The sequence below is a fragment of the Paenibacillus sp. NPDC057886 genome, from assembly GCF_042796655.1.
In the GTDB taxonomy this organism is placed as follows: domain Bacteria; phylum Bacillota; class Bacilli; order Paenibacillales; family Paenibacillaceae; genus Paenibacillus.
This window is the reverse complement of the sequence record NZ_JBHVMZ010000017.1, coordinates 25,880-41,574: the sequence shown is the minus strand read 5'-3', so window position 1 is coordinate 41,574 and position 15,695 is coordinate 25,880. Positions and strand designations below refer to the sequence as shown.

Genomic DNA, 15,695 nt, shown 5'->3' with positions numbered 1-15,695 from the left:
ATTATTTTCATTTTTGCTAAGGAGTCCACCATGACACATACCAAAACACAAATTCTAACTGTAATTGATCAATATGCTTCCCGTTTTAAGGAGATTTCATCATACATTGGTGCCAATCCCGAACTTGGGAACGAAGAATATCTCGCCTCTGCTCGGTTGAAAGAAGAACTTGCCTTCCATGGTTTTTCCGTAGAAGCTCCTGTCCTTGGCTTGGACACCGCATTTATCGGTACGTATACGGCTTCCAAGCCAGGTCCGACTATTGCCCTGTTATGTGAATACGACGCACTACCGGAAATCGGTCATGCTTGTGGGCACCATCTAATTTGCATGATGAGCCTCGGAGCTGCGGTAGGTCTGAAGTCCATACTGGATGAAGTGGGCGGAACATTGAAAGTGTTCGGTACACCAGCGGAAGAAACGCGTGGCGCTAAAGTGCCTATGGCTGAAGCAGGTTTATTTGATGACTGTGATGTCGCGCTAATGGCTCACCCTTATTACGCCTATGAGAAATCTGGCAGTTCCCTGGCTATTGATGCCGTACAATTTGAATTCCATGGCAAATCTTCACATGCTGCTGCAAGTCCACATGAAGGCATCAATGCACTGGATGCGGTAATCCAGACGTTTAATGGCATTAATGCGTTCCGTCAACAAGTGAAAAGTACGGTTCGTATCCACGGGGTTATCAATAGCGGAGGACAGGCAGCCAATATCATTCCTGACTATGCTTCGGCCCAATTCTATGTACGTGCCTCGACGAGAAAAGAGTTGAATATTCTCACCCAACGCGTAATTCAGATTGCGGAAGGTTCTGCTTTGCAAACCGGATGCCGGCTTGTTACATCCAATTATGAGACATCCTATGATGAGATGGTCACAAATGAATCGTTATCTGCTGCTTTTAGTGCTAATCTGCTTGAACTCGGCATTACTCAAGAGGAGATCGTGAGTGGTAACGACCATGGTTCCATGGATATCGGTAACGTCTCCTTGCGTTGTCCTGCGATCCATCCTTATATCCGTGTTGTGGACGAAGTTCATACGCTTCATTCCATTGAATTCCGTGATCTGGCGCTTCAGGAACGGGCCCTGAATGGCATGATCCTTGGAGCCAAGGCACTTGCTGCAACTGCTTATGATGTTCTTACACAACCTAAACTGCTGCAAACCATTCAAACAGAGTTTAAGCAAGCCAGTCGCTAAGTTTTTCGTAAACTGCTGCGTATTAACACTAGGGTGTTCTGCTGGACCTGCATTTCAGGTCTTAAGGAGCACCCTTTTTGTTTATCATAAATACGTATATACGGACACAAGCTGGAAATGCTGTGAAAAGAAAACGTTGAAAAATGTTGAAATTCTTACATTTGGCGGCTGCACTTATGGTTCACATGCTGTCTAACTTGGTTATTTATAGCTATAACTTTATCTTGAGCTCAGGAGGTGTTGTCATGCTGCTCGAAGCGATGTATCACGTTCCCCGCGATAAATGGGCTTATGCTTATAATCCTTCGACGATTCACCTGCGTGTACGAACAAAGCGAGACGATGTGCAATATGTGACTGCACTGACTGGTGATAAATACGATTGGAATGGAACCTATAAGGAAATTCAATTGGAGAAAGCGGCTTCCGACAGTATGTTTGATTACTGGGAAACTGCAGTCAAGCCCAAATTCAAGCGTCTGACTTACATCTTCCGCATTACCGCCGGTACCGAAAATATTTATCTGGCTGATAACGGAATTCATTATGCTCCCCCCTATCCTACAGGAGGATATTATGAATTTTCCTACATTCATGAAATCGATGTATTTAAGGTTCCCGAATGGGCCAAAGAAGCCGTGTTCTATCAAATTATGACCGAAAGGTTTGCCAATGGCGATCCCGACCTGAACCCGGAAGGAACCCATGAATGGGGCGGCCGACCTGAACTGGATAACTACTTCGGCGGAGACCTGCAAGGTGTGCTCAATCACCTGGATGATCTGACTAAACTAGGTGTTAATGCCATTTACTTTACCCCGTTGTTCCAAGCAAATTCCTACCATAAATACGATACCGTTGATTATAAAAAAGTAGACCCTCATTTAGGGGATAATGAAATGCTCAAAAAAGTGGCAGAACAATGTCATCGCCGCGGAATTCGTGTCATGCTTGACGCGGTTTTTAACCATTGCAGCGAAGACTTCCCTCCTTTTCAGGATGTCCTGAAGAATGGAAAAAATTCCAAATATGCAGACTGGTTTCATATCAATGAATACCCTGTTCAGATTAAGAATGGAATCCCTACCTACGATACATTTGGGTTTTATGGCAATATGCCTAAGTTCAACACCGCCAATCCAGAAGTAAAAGACTATTTGCTTGATGTGGCTGAATACTGGATCAAGGAGATTAAACTCGACGGTTGGCGACTGGATGTTGCGAATGAAGTGGATAACCATTTCTGGCGCGATTTCCGCAAAGTGGTCAAAACTGCCAATCCGGAAGCCTATATTGTAGGCGAAGTATGGAGTGATTCCCTGACCTGGCTCATGGGAGATCAATTTGATTCCGTGATGAACTACCCTTTTGCTGACAAGGTGCTTGAGTTCTTCTGTGGTTCTATGGATGGTTATAACTTCGCTAACGAGATGGGATCACTCATCATGCGTTATCCGCAACAAACGAATGAAGTCATCTTTAACATGCTGTGCAGTCATGACACCCCACGTCTGCTTACACGGGCTGGAGAAGACAAACGCAGATTAAAATTGTCGGTTGTGTTTCTTTTCACCTATATTGGTACTCCCTGTATATTCTATGGGGATGAGGTTGGTTTACGCGGAGAAGGTGATCCGGATTGTCGTAAATGCATGCAATGGGATCCTGCCAAGCAAGATCGGGAGCTTTATGATTTCTACCGCCTGATGATTGATTTGCGTAAGAGCAACGAGGCTCTGCGCAAAGGTCGTTTCCGTTTTTTAAAGGCTGATCATAATGATCCGTGCATCATTTATGAACGTATGGATGATACTCTTCACTTTACGGTGTGGATGAACAATACTCCGCAAGAATGTACCCTGTCACATCCGATGGAAACCAAGGACTGGAAGGATGCCCTAACCGAAGATGCTGTTGTTCCCACCAATGGATTGATGAATATTAAACTTGATCCTTACGGATACCGCATTTTGTATAGACAATTGGAACCGAGCTAATACTTGCAGAAAACTCCTGAATATTTGACGAAGAGTTGAACTAAAGCTATAACTTCGTCGTTTTCAAATCCCCTTTCGCATCTATGGTGATTCTCCACCGCGTAGAATTCGGACCAAGCATGACAATTTCATTAACTAATTGATATAACGTTCCATTATTATCCTGAAGCAGATCAACGACTACATTTTTCCCATTTGTCAAGGGACTTGTGCCAAAGAGGTAACGTCCCGCCGCACTTGCCGTAACCATCAGCATATTGTCTCTTATGATGTTGCCCTCCACCGTGTTATTAACTATATCCAGATGTACTGCCCACCATGTTCCCTCATATTTTAAACGATTTCCAGTTATGATGTTGTTGGAGCCGCGTAATTGAAGACATGTACCTTTTCCTGCAATTGAATTATGAGAAAAGGTACAATCATTATGCAAACTGACCATTCGGTCAGGATTGGTCGTTTCAAAACCTGGCTCAATGATGTTGCTCGATGCAATTACTCCATTGGCAATATCCATGGCTATGCCCGCTTCGGCTATGTAATTGCCCTTTACAATAATATGACCATCCGCGACAATTCCCCAGTGTTTTCCTCTCGGAATGATGATGTTGTCTGATATGATTCCGATGTCCATACCTTCTGCACCTGTACTGGTTTTTGCTTCAATGGCAGCAGTAGCACTTGGCCTAGAGATGGTGTCGATCAGGTTGCCATGGATTACAAACAGATGGTTGCTGACGTTATTTGGATTATATCTCGATGAGGAGAAAGACACGGAAATGACAGAAGTGATTTTGATATCCTTAAAGACATTGGAGGTTACAAATGCGCCTTCGAAACCGATAAGCCCCACACCAAATGCTGTTCCAATCAGGCTATTGCCATGTATATGCAGATTTCTGGCTCCAGTCTCTCCTCCCTCATTGTTACAGGTAATCCCACCTCCAACTGTAGGCATATTATTCACTTGTTGTCCGCCTGAAAAAGCAGCATAATCTGGATCACTGGATAATACAGGAGTGTGCAGAAAGTTATCGGTGATAGAAACATGCCATGTTCCCTTGACCAGTATGCCATCCCCAAGATATCGGTAACAGTCATTCTCGCGGATCACCACAAAAACCAAATGACTCCGAACTGCAATTGGTTCTTCTCCCAAGTGATGAAGCTTATTGTTTATTATAACGACATTGCGGGCGGGATTGTCTTGACTGCTGGAACCATTCACTCCAATTCCATCGGTAAATTTACTAATATCATTATGTTGCAATAGTACATTGCTCGAATTCTCGATGTTTAGCCCTGTCTTGTTTTTACTCCAACCGGCTTGAGTCGCACGAACCAAGGTCAAGCCACTTATCTCTACATGATTGCTTCCTTCAATTCGGAGTCCCTGGTCCGAGACCTCCAATATTGCTCCTGGCAGTGCCTTGATAATGACGGATCTGCCACTAAACGTATAGAACCAGCCCGTCTTGACGACTTTATAATGCCCTGGCGTAAATAATAAAACATCCCCTTCCTGTGCTGAGTCAAAAAAAGCTTTAATCTGAGCTGTCTGATCACTTCCATCTCCGGGAGCAAAACTCCTCACATCAATAAGGCTGCCTGTCAGCGTGGATTGCATGGCGGCGATATTCCCCATGACCTGACCAAACATTTCGTTCATTTTGACGGCATTATACCCGTCGGTACTGCTTAAAGCCTGCAAATTAGGATTGTAAGTAGAGGTAAAATTAATGTTGTTCATTTTTTTATTTCGCCTCCTCTTATGTTCGTACAAAAAAAGCCACAGTACGAATATACTGCGGCTCATTTGTGCAAATCTATTTCACAGATTCAAGCGTTATGCGGCGATAAATATCCATATACTCTTCAGCTGAGACGTTCCAGCTGTAGTCTCCGCTCATTGCATTTTTCACGATCTTTTTCCAGTGCTCTGGCTGACGGTAAAATTCCTCAGCACGACGAATGGTGTTCATCATGTCATGGGCGTTAAAGCTGGTGAAAGAAAATCCATTTCCCTCACCGCTGAATTCATTGTATGCCTGCACCGTATCGTTCAGACCCCCTGTTTCCCGGACAAGTGGTATGCTGCCATAACGGAGTGCAAGCAATTGGCTAATACCACATGGCTCGAACCTCGATGGCATCAGGAACAGATCACTGCCTGCATAGAAACGGCGGGATAATCCATCATTGAAGGTAATCTGGGCAGACATTTTCAGCGGATAACGATTAGCCGCCTCACGGAACCAGTGCTCATAAGCCGGATCCCCCGTACCCAATACTGCGAATTGAATGTCGTCATAGTACAATAATTCATCCAATACACGACATACCAGATCCAAACCTTTGGAATCCACAAGCCTTGTAACCATCACCATAAGTGGAGCATCCGGACGTACAGGCAATCCTAATTCTTTCTGCAGCTCGATCTTGTTCTCGATTTTCTTGGACAGGCTGGTTCTGTATTTAACCGCAATTTTATTGTCCGCTGCCGGGTTGTAACTCTTGGTATCAATACCATTGACAATCCCGCTGAAACGATCGCCCAATGAACTGAGCAACCCATCCAGACCATAGCCATAATAGGAGGTTTGTACTTCCTTGGCGTAGGTAGGGCTGACGGTCGTTACATGATCCGCAAAAACGACTCCTGCTTTCAGGAAATTGACATTGCCATAATATTCTGCCCCATCTACCGTGAAATACCGATCATCCAGTTCAAGCAAATCACTGAATAAATCATGTGGAAACACACCTTGATATAACAGGTTATGTATCGTAAAAACCGTTCTCATCTCACTGTAAAAGGGATCATGCGCATAGTGAGCCTCCAGTAGTAAAGGAATCATACCTGCGTGCCAATCATGACTGTGCAGCACATCCGGCTTGAATTCGATTTGCGGCAACACTTCGAGAACAGCACGATTGAAGAAGGCAAAACGCTCCCCGTCATCCATATATCCATACACGCCATCCCGTCCAAAATAGTACTCATTGTCTACAAAGTAGACAGGAATCCCGTCATGAACCAGCATCTCTATTCCACAATAAGGTCTGCGCCAGCCAAGAGGGACATCAGTCGTGATGACAGGCTCCATCGCCTCTTTATACTCGTCCGGAATGCCTTTGTATTTGGGTAAAATAACACGAACATCTGCCCCACTCTTCTTTAATGCCTGTGGCAATGCGCCGATGACGTCAGCAAGGCCTCCTGTTTTGATAAATGGATGTACTTCAGCAGCAGCAAATAGAATATTCATGCTTTCGTCCTCCTTTTGGGTTTAACTGTAATGCTATCTATTGTTTTACTGGATTTTGCTCTAACGGATTGAAGTTCAAGGGGCAATGCATCCGTTTTCCGACGTGTGTTCTTTTTTAAAATAACTACACTTAGCGGTGGCAAAACAACTTCCAGACTATTTGGTTGCCCATGAAAAGGAATCTTTTCTGTAGTGAGCTGCATATCATTGATAATGCCTGATCCTCCGTAATCGGAATGATCACTGTTCAGAACTTCGGTATACATACCGGGACGCATGACACCAATCCGGTAACGCTCCCGCTTGACCGGCTGAAAGTTAATGAGCACAAGGAGTGTATCCGCAGGTTTTTTTCCTTTGCGCACATATGAAATGACACTTTGGTCCTGATCATCCGGAGTGATCCATTCATAACCTTCAAAGGAATGATCAAGCTCCCACAAAGCTTTTTCGCTCAAGTATAGTTCGGACAGATCCCGTTCAAACTTGTGGAGTTTACGGTGACTGTCGTAGTTCAGCAAAAACCAGTCCAGTTGATCTTCATCTTTCCATTCGATAAACTGGCCGAATTCTCCACCCATAAACAGCAGTTTTTTGCCTGGGAATGTCATAAAGTACCCCATAAAGGCACGCATTCCGGCAAACTTCTGCTCGTATGTTCCTGGCATCTTGTCTAGGAGCGACTTTTTGCCATGAACGACCTCGTCATGAGACAGAGGAAGCACGTAATTTTCAGCAAAGGAGTATACGACCGGGAATGTCAGCAAATGATGTTTGGAAGGACGCTCGTGAAAATCCGATTCCATGTAATCAAGTGTATCGTTCATCCAACCCATGTTCCATTTGTAGTTGAAACCCAACCCACCCTGATCTACTGGGGAAGTAACCATCGGCCATGCACTGGATTCTTCAGCCATCATCAGCGCATATGGAAAGTACTTAAAGACCGTTTCATTCAACTGCTGCAAAAAAGCAACGGCTTCCTTGTTTTCCAGGCCACCTTCATTATTCGTTCGATATTGTCCTGGCTGCTTTTCAAAATCCAGCTTAAGCATACTGGTTACCGCATCGACCCGGAGACCGTCGAAATGGTACATCTCCATCCAGTACAACGCATTAGAGATCAAAAACGAACGAATCTCGGGTTTAGAGTAGTCAAAGCTGAGGGTGCCCCAGCCTGGTCTCTCTGCTAACAGTGAATCTGCATATTCATACAAGGGCGTTCCATCAAACAAACGCAAGCCATGAGCATCTTTGGCAAAATGTGCGGGGACCCAATCGAGCAATACGCCTATTCCTGCCTGATGTAGAGTGTCAACCAGATACATTAGATCTTTAGGCTGCCCGTAACGGCTGGTTGGCGCAAAAAATCCTGTGTTTTGATACCCCCACGAAAGGTCGTAAGGATGTTCACTCAGCGGCATCATTTCTACATGGGTATATTTCATCTCCAATAAATAAGGAACAAGCAAGTCCGCAAGTTCACGATAGCTGTATAGAGTACCGTCCTCTTTCCGTTTCCAGGTTCCAGCATGCATTTCATAAATATGTAGAGGTTTGTTATAAACGCCTCGTTGTTTGCGTCTCCACGCGCCATCATTCCATTTGTAACCTTCAATGGAGCTGGTGACCGATGCCGTACGCGGACGAACTTCAGCCTGGAAAGCATAAGGGTCACCTTTAAGCAATTCGGTACCATCTTCCGTTAATATACGGAATTTGTATAATGTTCCTTCACTGATTTCCGGAATAAAACGACTCCAAAATCCAGAATCGGGTATCTTATATAAAGGTTCCTGTTCACCTTTCCATCCATTACGGTCTAAAGCCAGGCCTACTTCTGTGGCATTCGGAGCCCACACGGTAAAACGGTACCCCTGACGATGATCTTCAATCGCAGGCTGTGCGCCCATTATTCGATAACTGTGATGAAGGTTTCCTTCATGAAACAAATAAATGTGCTCCGGCGAAATTTCCGGGTTTGTTAACGGTTGAATGGCCAAGAGATCACCTTCTTCTCCAGAAAATAGATATAACATTAACCATTACCCCATTCTAGCCAAGTTGAAAAGAAAAATGCGGTGTGTAAAAAAATGTTGTAATTTTTCAGGATTTTTACAGTATACATCGTTTCAATAGCTCCGCATTGCGTTTATGTATGTACTACACTGGACAAATATCTTGGGAGGGAAACGATTATGTTTAATAAAGATTGCATCGCTATGCTGTTGGCGGGAGGAGAAGGGAAGCGATTAGCCCCTTTAACCTCAAGTATCGCAAAACCCGCTGTACCGTTTGGCGGGCACTACCGGATTATCGATTTTCCTCTCAGTAACTGCGTAAACTCAGGCATCGACACCGTAGGTGTTCTGACGCAGTATCAAGCTGATTCATTACATGATCACATTGGTGGAGGAGAACCTTGGGGACATGGTACTTCAAGTGAGGCAGGAATTTCCTTACTTCCATCTTATCATACAGGAAATGACGAATACTTGGGAACCGCGGATGCTATTTATAAAAATATTGACTATATTGACCAACAAAACCCCGAAAATGTTCTAATTTTGTCGGGTGACCATATCTATCATATGAATTATCGTGAAATGCTGGAAGCTCATACAGCTAATGAAGCGGTAGCGACAATTTCCGTTATGGAGGTTCCTTGGGAGGAAGCTCATCGCTTCGGAATTATGGCAGCCGATGAGAATCTGAGAGTTACAGAGTTTGCAGAGAAACCGGCTGAACCGAAAAGTAATTTGGCTTCCATGGGCATTTACATGTTCAAATGGGAATACCTGAAGCGCCACCTGCTTGAAGATGCCGCTAATTCGGAATCCAGCCATGACTTTGGTAAAGATGTGATTCCTCAAATGTTGAATGAGAATACCCCTCTCTTCGTATATAACTTCAATGGTTATTGGAAAGACGTGGGTACGGTGAAGAGTTTATGGGATGCGCATATGGATCTGCTTCATAACGATGAAGACTGGAGCCTGCAAAAAGAAGACTGGCCGATGTTTACTCGCGACTGGAGAACTAAACCAAGTGCATACAAAACACGTCATACGCGTGCTGAGCTTCTGCAATCCTTGATTCATGAATCCTGCAACATTGATGGCCGTGCTGAACGTTCTGTTATTTTCTGCGGAGCCGAAGTCGGTAAAGGCTCTGAAGTTAAAGACAGCGTAATAATGCCAAATGCACGAGTAGGTCGCGGTGTTCACATCGAACGCGCCATCATTGGTGAAGGTGCCATTATCAAAGATGGTGCCATTGTAAAAGGTACGGCGGATGAAATCATGGTGGTCGGACCGAATGAGATCGTCTCCGCCAAACCGGCTGTGCGCACACAACCTGTACGTATGCTGAAAGATGTTTATGAAAAAAGCGGGCGTCTGCGCGCTGGAGAGCTTTCTTCATAAGCATAAAGAAAAGGCGAGCCATTTATGGCTCGCCTTTTTGGTGCGTTAAATTCAGACATTATTTCAAACAATATACGTAGACTTAACGTTGCCAACAGGGATTATGTCCCTTCCTTATCGGACTGTGTCTGCTGAGCCTGTGTCTCCTGCACTTCTTCAGAGTCACTGTTATGCTTAGGAGCTTCACCTGTCACTGCCTCATCCTCAGGCAATGCTGGCAAAGAAACGGTAACCGTAGTTCCCGAACCTAGCTCACTCTGAATCGTGATCGTACCTTCATGCAGTTCCACAAGTTCCTGCGTAATGGCAAGACCCAGCCCTGTTCCCCCGTTTTGGTGATTCACCTGGAAGAACCGGTCACGTACTTTGATGAGATGTTCTTCACTAATTCCGATACCGGTATCCTGAACAGCAGCTATGATCTGTCCCTTCTCTTCTTTAACAGAAAGGAAAATCCACGAATTTTCATGAGAAAATTTAATCGCATTGTCGACCAGATTAAGAAAGACTTGTTTCAGCCTATTGCCATCTCCAAATACGTTAAACGCACGTGTCTCATCCGTGTCCAGCTTGAGATGTACTTGCTTTTGCTCTGCTTTGGCCCAGACGTTCAACATCGTTTCCTGAACAATTTCTCGAATGCTGACCGAGCCTTTTACAAGCTTCATCTGATTTTGCTGCAATTTGGAGAAATCGAGCATTTCTTCAACAAGACCGATCAATCGCTCGGTTTCTTTGGAGATAATACTCATTCCAATTCTCGTCTCATCGGGATCGTACCCGCCTGAATCCAGAGTTTCGCTCCAGCCTTTGATACTGGTCAGAGGTGTCCGCAATTCATGCGAAATAGATGAAATAAAATCGTCTTTAATCTGGTTACTGCGTACAATCTCATGTGCCATGAAGTTCAAAGTAGATGCCAGTTCACCAAGCTCGTGCTTGTAATTCCCTTTAACTCTGACATCCAGACGTCCCCTGGCCATTTGAGCCGAAACAGCTGTAATGTTATTGAGGGGTCGCACAATTGAATTCGCCATTCCGATACTGATAATTAAAACAATGACTAATACAGCCACACCTACCGCAACTGCAAGCAGGCCCATAACCAGAAGCTTGGAATTAACCATATCCAGCGAGGTGAGGTACCTCACAATATAAGTATTTTCGCCACCCAAATCTAGCTTGTGGGATACCGCCATGACTTGCTCACCCGTAAGGGGCTGTCTACCCACCCAACGGCCAATGCTTCCGTTCATGGCCTGTGATATATCGCTCGTTTGAAGAACGGCATGCTCAGACTCAAAAGCAGTTGAACTAGCCAAGACTCGGCCATCCATATCAAGGATTTGCAGCTCAGTACTACCCAATTGTAAATTAGCGAGCAAATACGATAAATTATTAGCCTCATCCGTACGAGATAACGTTTCTTTAAAATCGTTCGTCGATGTAATCTGCTGATTAATCGTATTATAAATACTCTCGTAATAATACCTTTGCACTGCAATCAAAAATACGAATTCCACCAACAGCAGAGCCAGAAAAACTACAATGAAGTAATGTAGTACGATCTGCCGTGTAATGCCTTTTTTGATCATTGATCCCGGCCCTTCCATTTGTACCCGTGACCCCATACAGTCTGCAGGTATTCAGGTTCGGAAGGATTGTTCTCAATTTTCTGGCGCAAGCGGCGAATGTTTACGTCCACGATTTTGGGATCACCCATATACTCTTTGCCCCACACGTGATCAAGCAGCACATCTCGACTAAGCGGTGTGTTTTCTTTTTCCAGGAAAAATTGAATCAAGGAAAATTCGGTTGGTGTTAATTCAATTAATTCATTTTGTTTCTTGAATTGCTTGGAGATCAGATCCAGCGAGAATGGTCCTGATTGGAATGTTACCTTTGCAGCCGTCTCCCGGTGAACATTGACCCGGCGCAACAAAGATTGTATACGTGCAATCAACTCGGTTGGACTGAACGGCTTACTTACATGATCGTCTGCTCCAACGGATAGCGCATATACCTTGTCCTGCTCCTGCACTTTGGCTGTAAGGAAAATAATACCCAGACGTTCATTCGTTTCTCGAATGCGTCGACACACTTCAAATCCGTCAATTCCAGGAACCATAACATCCAACAAAGCCAAGTCAATATCTGGTACGGATTGCAAAATACGAAGCGCTTCATGTCCGTCCCCCGCTTCAAGCACTTCGAACCCATTTCTCTTCAAATTAATAACAATAAAACTGCGGATGGATTCTTCATCCTCAAGAATAAGTACTTTACTCATTAAGTTCTTCCTTTCTGTTCAGATGCGACATATTGTCCAGTAATCCACCATCGTTATTCGCAGATTGTGCGCTACGATAAGCAATCACTCGATCATTCGATTTGGTAATTTCTTTCCATCCTTTACCTTTGTCTTGTTCCCATTGCGTAAGTGTGAAATATTTAATTTCACCCACCGTTTCATCCGTATCAATCATTTTGAAACGAATATATTTTCCCTTTTCCGATTTGGTATCAATTGTAACTTTTCCGTACCAATCCGTTTTCAGGTTAAGATGGAATGCATTCGCATCATCACGATACTGGAAGGATACAAAATCTTTGCCATCCTTACCGTTCCATTGATAGAAAGTATAAAACCACATTCGAGCATCAAATACGTAATGTTCCCAGCCTCTTGGTGTTTCCTTTAATCCAAATTCAATAATACCATCATTATTAAAATCACCGCTTAAAATTTTGTCATCTCTATAGGTTTGATCAGGGGAATTGAATGCATACACCAATTTGTTGTCTTGTACATACACAATCTGTGTAAAGGTACTTCGGTCGTCCAATTCGGCATCCAATACGATGCCCACTTTATCCTTGGCAATTTGACCACCAAGTGCATTATAAAATTCTTTTATTGTATAGTCCGTCTGTATTCGGTCCACTTCCTTGAAGCTGCCATCATCATATTGATATAGGGCAATGGAGGCAAATCCGCTGGTATTGAGCGAAACGATAGCAAAATCATTTTTTTTGTCCCCGTTCAGATCTAGAGGATTCCCTTGTAAATCATCAATAATTAACTCATTATAAGGTACTCCTCCCATCACCTGTTCAAGGGCTCCTCCTTTATAGGAATAGGCCATTAAGGCTTTCTGTGCTTCAAGGCTCACTCCAAGAACAATATCAGGATTGCCATCGTTCGTGATGTCCAGCAGTTTAAACGATTGCAAGGTATTCCCCGGAACATCAAACGTAAGTTTTTTCACCCAGGTATCACCCTGCTCTTCGAGAAGCATGCCATGAATCCGCACATTTTCACTCGGAGTTTCGTAGAAAACAATGGCCTCTCGGGTTCCGTCCCCATCCAAATCTGCCACCCGTATCATGCTTGTATTGTTCAAATCTTTGGGCCGAATTAATTGGCTTTCAGGAGGTTGTTCTTTCTGTACAATTGTAAGAAGTCTCTCCTTGTCCATCGACATCATGGGTTGTTTCATCAAAAGCTTGGGATCACTCAGGACAGTGCATCCGCTAAGAACGGAGCCCAGTACAATCATAGCCGCTCCCCCCGCTAACAGGCGCCCCCACCGTGAATTAAGCAAATTCATCACTCTTTTCAATAGTTTAAATCATATTTTTTTCTTGCTGTGTCAACCGACGTCCACGTATATCAAAAGCAATCTTGCCTTCCGCAAGACCCCAGATGCGGGTCGCATGTTTCTCTGCCATTTCAATCGGCAATACTGCAATCACGGTAGCACGTTCCTCTTCGCACAATTTGCGCAGTGTTTCCAGCACCGTATCTGCTGTATGAGGATCGAGTCCGATGACAGGCTCATCCGCCAAAACAACTTTGGCGCCATGCGCAAGCGCTCTGGCAATGGCAACACGCTGCTTCTCGCCACCACTGAGCTTCTCTGCCGTCTGGTGTGCTTTATCCAGCAATCCGAGTCCTTCCAGATAATCCATCGCACCCATATAATCATCGGAACGAACCATACCTGTTACCATTCTCCACAAAGGAGTTTGACCCGACCGACCGATCAATACATTTTTCAAAGCTGTACGTCTCGGATACAATTGCGGATTCTGTTCCAAGTATGCCCATTCCCGTTTAATTTTCCGTTTTCCGGACCAACCTTCTTTTATAATCTCGGCTCCGTCCACCGTAAATCGACCACTGTCCCATTTTTCCATCATAGCAAGGCATTTAAGCAGCATGCTTTTCCCGCTGCCACTCGAGCCCACTACACCAATCATTTCTCCCTGTTGCATATCGAATCGTATATCCCGCAGAACTGGAACCCGGTCCGCTCCAACGGATTTGCTTAAACCCTCAACTCTGATCATCGCGATGTCTCCTCTTGTCCATGTTTTTCCCTACTACTAGTGTACTCGGAAATGGACATCAATTTCCATGCGAACACCAGCTTCTATTTTACCACAGATTCGAGCATAGGTTTACGACGAAATAATACACCTGCTGCACCAAAAAGAAGATACATGAATCCAAGCAAAATAAACATGCTTCCTGGTGAAATCCAGTTGATCACTTGCCCACCCAGATTCGGTCCAATGATGCTTCCAATTGTAAAATGAAATGAGGCCACCACGTTCGCTGCAGGCAGCAGCGTTTTGGGCAAAATATCTGCGGCATAGGCCAGGCCAAGCGAGAAAAATGAACCTACCAGACCTCCTGCTATGGTCAACAGCACAAGTGTCCACCAGAAATGTGTACCCGCCACAGGAACTAGCATGAAGATGATACCTCCAGTAATGCCGGCAAACATTAACGTTTGCTTTCGACCATAACGGTCACTCAACATGCCTAAAGGTAATTGCAGGAACAGACCACCGATTCCGACAAAAGGAAGTAATGACGATATCAGATTGGCATCCAAACCAATACGCAGTCCGTATACCGGAAAATTGCTGTTCATCCCGGCTTCCATGTACCCATACAATAACGCAGGCAAAAGTGCATACCATGCCCAGGCCAGGCTGCGACGGAAACGGCGTTCAGGCAGTTGTCCATGTTCAGCCTTTTCCGGCTTCGTATCGGGAAGCTTCATTAATACAAGGATAAGTACAGCAGCCATACAAACAAACAATACCCAGAATGGAACGGCATCACCAAATCCGAGCAGTTTGATTCCCAGTGGCCCGATACTGAATCCTAAACCATAGGACATGCCATATAATGAGATGTAGCGTCCGCGTTTTTCGGGTGCGGTCACCAGAAGTACCCATAACTGGGCAGAATAATGGAGTGCACTATCACCGATTCCGACAACAAGACGCAAAATAAACCAAATTTTGATATCAGGAACATAAGGAAACAGAATCAGGGGAATCATGACAAATAACAGTCCGCCAATAATCAGCTTTTTGAAACCAATAGCTCCCAGCAGTCGTTCCGCCACCAGGGTCATAGCAAAAGAGCCAACGTACAATGCGGCTGCATTCAATCCGTTTAAACCCGGCGAGACTCCTTTTTGCTCCAAAAAAATGGATAGCACCGGCAATAAAAGTCCCTGGCTAATCCCCGCCACAACAATAACGGTAATCAGAATGAGATAGTTTGTTGTAGAATGTGATAATTTGGGGTTGGTTATAGATGACACAAAAATCATTCCTCCTGCAAGCATACAAAGAAAAATCGCCATCACTGACGACCTTTCGCATGGTATAACTATTCTATTGATCATGCATGGTTACGCCAGGGGTTTTGCCCTGGACTTGAACATTATAGTGGACAACGCCCTGCAAAACAAGCCATAATAGTACTTAAGTCG

The 15,695-nt window shown here is 44.5% G+C and carries 11 protein-coding genes; 3 read left to right on the top strand and 8 right to left on the bottom strand.

Features of this window, described 5'->3' with window-relative positions; all coding sequences use genetic code 11:
• The first annotated feature begins 30 nt into the window (after nt 1-30).
• Nucleotides 31-1,206: a M20 family metallopeptidase gene (locus ACFVQB_RS33185; protein WP_379449484.1), complete on the top strand. Its 1,176-nt coding sequence runs from the start codon at nt 31-33 to the stop codon at nt 1,204-1,206.
• Nucleotides 1,207-1,451: 245 nt separating this feature from the next.
• Nucleotides 1,452-3,203 carry an alpha-glycosidase gene (locus ACFVQB_RS33180; protein WP_379449482.1) on the top strand — a complete coding sequence of 584 codons (1,752 nt, stop codon included), beginning with the start codon at nt 1,452-1,454 and terminating at the stop codon, nt 3,201-3,203.
• A gap of 46 nt (nt 3,204-3,249) precedes the next feature.
• On the opposite strand, the gene ACFVQB_RS33175 is transcribed toward ACFVQB_RS33180, so the two are convergent.
• From ACFVQB_RS33175 to glgB, 3 genes are all read right to left on the bottom strand, one after another.
• Complete coding sequence (locus ACFVQB_RS33175; protein WP_379449480.1) at nt 3,250-4,953, bottom strand: right-handed parallel beta-helix repeat-containing protein; 1,704 nt, start codon at nt 4,951-4,953, stop codon at nt 3,250-3,252.
• A gap of 76 nt (nt 4,954-5,029) precedes the next feature.
• Nucleotides 5,030-6,472: a glycogen synthase GlgA gene (gene glgA, locus ACFVQB_RS33170; RefSeq protein ID WP_379449478.1), complete on the bottom strand. Its 1,443-nt coding sequence runs from the start codon at nt 6,470-6,472 to the stop codon at nt 5,030-5,032.
• A complete protein-coding gene (gene glgB, locus ACFVQB_RS33165) occupies nt 6,469-8,511 on the bottom strand; it encodes a 1,4-alpha-glucan branching protein GlgB (protein WP_379449476.1) in 2,043 nt (680 codons plus the stop codon). The genes glgA and glgB overlap by 4 nt, the downstream gene beginning before the upstream one ends.
• A gap of 159 nt (nt 8,512-8,670) precedes the next feature.
• Here glgB and ACFVQB_RS33160 point away from each other — a divergent pair, with 159 nt between their 5' ends.
• Nucleotides 8,671-9,897 carry a glucose-1-phosphate adenylyltransferase gene (locus ACFVQB_RS33160; protein ID WP_379449475.1) on the top strand — a complete coding sequence of 409 codons (1,227 nt, stop codon included), beginning with the start codon at nt 8,671-8,673 and terminating at the stop codon, nt 9,895-9,897.
• 101 nt (nt 9,898-9,998) lie between these two features.
• On the opposite strand, the gene ACFVQB_RS33155 is transcribed toward ACFVQB_RS33160, so the two are convergent.
• The 5 genes from ACFVQB_RS33155 to ACFVQB_RS33135 form a co-directional block, all read right to left on the bottom strand.
• Complete coding sequence (locus tag ACFVQB_RS33155; protein WP_379449473.1) at nt 9,999-11,492, bottom strand: sensor histidine kinase; 1,494 nt, start codon at nt 11,490-11,492, stop codon at nt 9,999-10,001.
• Nucleotides 11,489-12,187 carry a response regulator transcription factor gene (locus ACFVQB_RS33150; RefSeq protein WP_063562821.1) on the bottom strand — a complete coding sequence of 233 codons (699 nt, stop codon included), beginning with the start codon at nt 12,185-12,187 and terminating at the stop codon, nt 11,489-11,491. The genes ACFVQB_RS33155 and ACFVQB_RS33150 overlap by 4 nt, the downstream gene beginning before the upstream one ends.
• A complete protein-coding gene (locus ACFVQB_RS33145; protein WP_379449469.1) occupies nt 12,180-13,457 on the bottom strand; it encodes a hypothetical protein in 1,278 nt (425 codons plus the stop codon). The genes ACFVQB_RS33150 and ACFVQB_RS33145 overlap by 8 nt, the downstream gene beginning before the upstream one ends.
• 67 nt (nt 13,458-13,524) lie before the next feature.
• Nucleotides 13,525-14,250, bottom strand: a complete 726-nt coding sequence (locus ACFVQB_RS33140; RefSeq protein ID WP_024634002.1) for a phosphonate ABC transporter ATP-binding protein — start codon at nt 14,248-14,250, stop codon at nt 13,525-13,527.
• An 83-nt stretch (nt 14,251-14,333) separates the two neighbouring features.
• Nucleotides 14,334-15,533, bottom strand: a complete 1,200-nt coding sequence (locus ACFVQB_RS33135) for an MFS transporter (protein ID WP_379449467.1) — start codon at nt 15,531-15,533, stop codon at nt 14,334-14,336.
• Nucleotides 15,534-15,695 lie beyond the last annotated feature (162 nt).

What these genes read in the sequence shown, in the direction of transcription:
- glgA (WP_379449478.1), bottom strand. Translation starts at nt 6,472, where the DNA reads ATGAATATTCTATTTGCTGCTGCTGAAGTACATCCATTTATCAAAACA.
- ACFVQB_RS33175 (WP_379449480.1), bottom strand. Translation starts at nt 4,953, where the DNA reads ATGAACAACATTAATTTTACCTCTACTTACAATCCTAATTTGCAGGCT.
- glgB (WP_379449476.1), bottom strand. Translation starts at nt 8,511, where the DNA reads ATGTTATATCTATTTTCTGGAGAAGAAGGTGATCTCTTGGCCATTCAA.
- ACFVQB_RS33145 (WP_379449469.1), bottom strand. Translation starts at nt 13,457, where the DNA reads ATGATTGTACTGGGCTCCGTTCTTAGCGGATGCACTGTCCTGAGTGAT.
- ACFVQB_RS33185 (WP_379449484.1), top strand. Translation starts at nt 31, where the DNA reads ATGACACATACCAAAACACAAATTCTAACTGTAATTGATCAATATGCT.
- ACFVQB_RS33135 (WP_379449467.1), bottom strand. Translation starts at nt 15,533, where the DNA reads ATGATTTTTGTGTCATCTATAACCAACCCCAAATTATCACATTCTACA.
- ACFVQB_RS33140 (WP_024634002.1), bottom strand. Translation starts at nt 14,250, where the DNA reads ATGATCAGAGTTGAGGGTTTAAGCAAATCCGTTGGAGCGGACCGGGTT.
- ACFVQB_RS33180 (WP_379449482.1), top strand. Translation starts at nt 1,452, where the DNA reads ATGCTGCTCGAAGCGATGTATCACGTTCCCCGCGATAAATGGGCTTAT.
- ACFVQB_RS33155 (WP_379449473.1), bottom strand. Translation starts at nt 11,492, where the DNA reads ATGATCAAAAAAGGCATTACACGGCAGATCGTACTACATTACTTCATT.
- ACFVQB_RS33160 (WP_379449475.1), top strand. Translation starts at nt 8,671, where the DNA reads ATGTTTAATAAAGATTGCATCGCTATGCTGTTGGCGGGAGGAGAAGGG.
- ACFVQB_RS33150 (WP_063562821.1), bottom strand. Translation starts at nt 12,187, where the DNA reads ATGAGTAAAGTACTTATTCTTGAGGATGAAGAATCCATCCGCAGTTTT.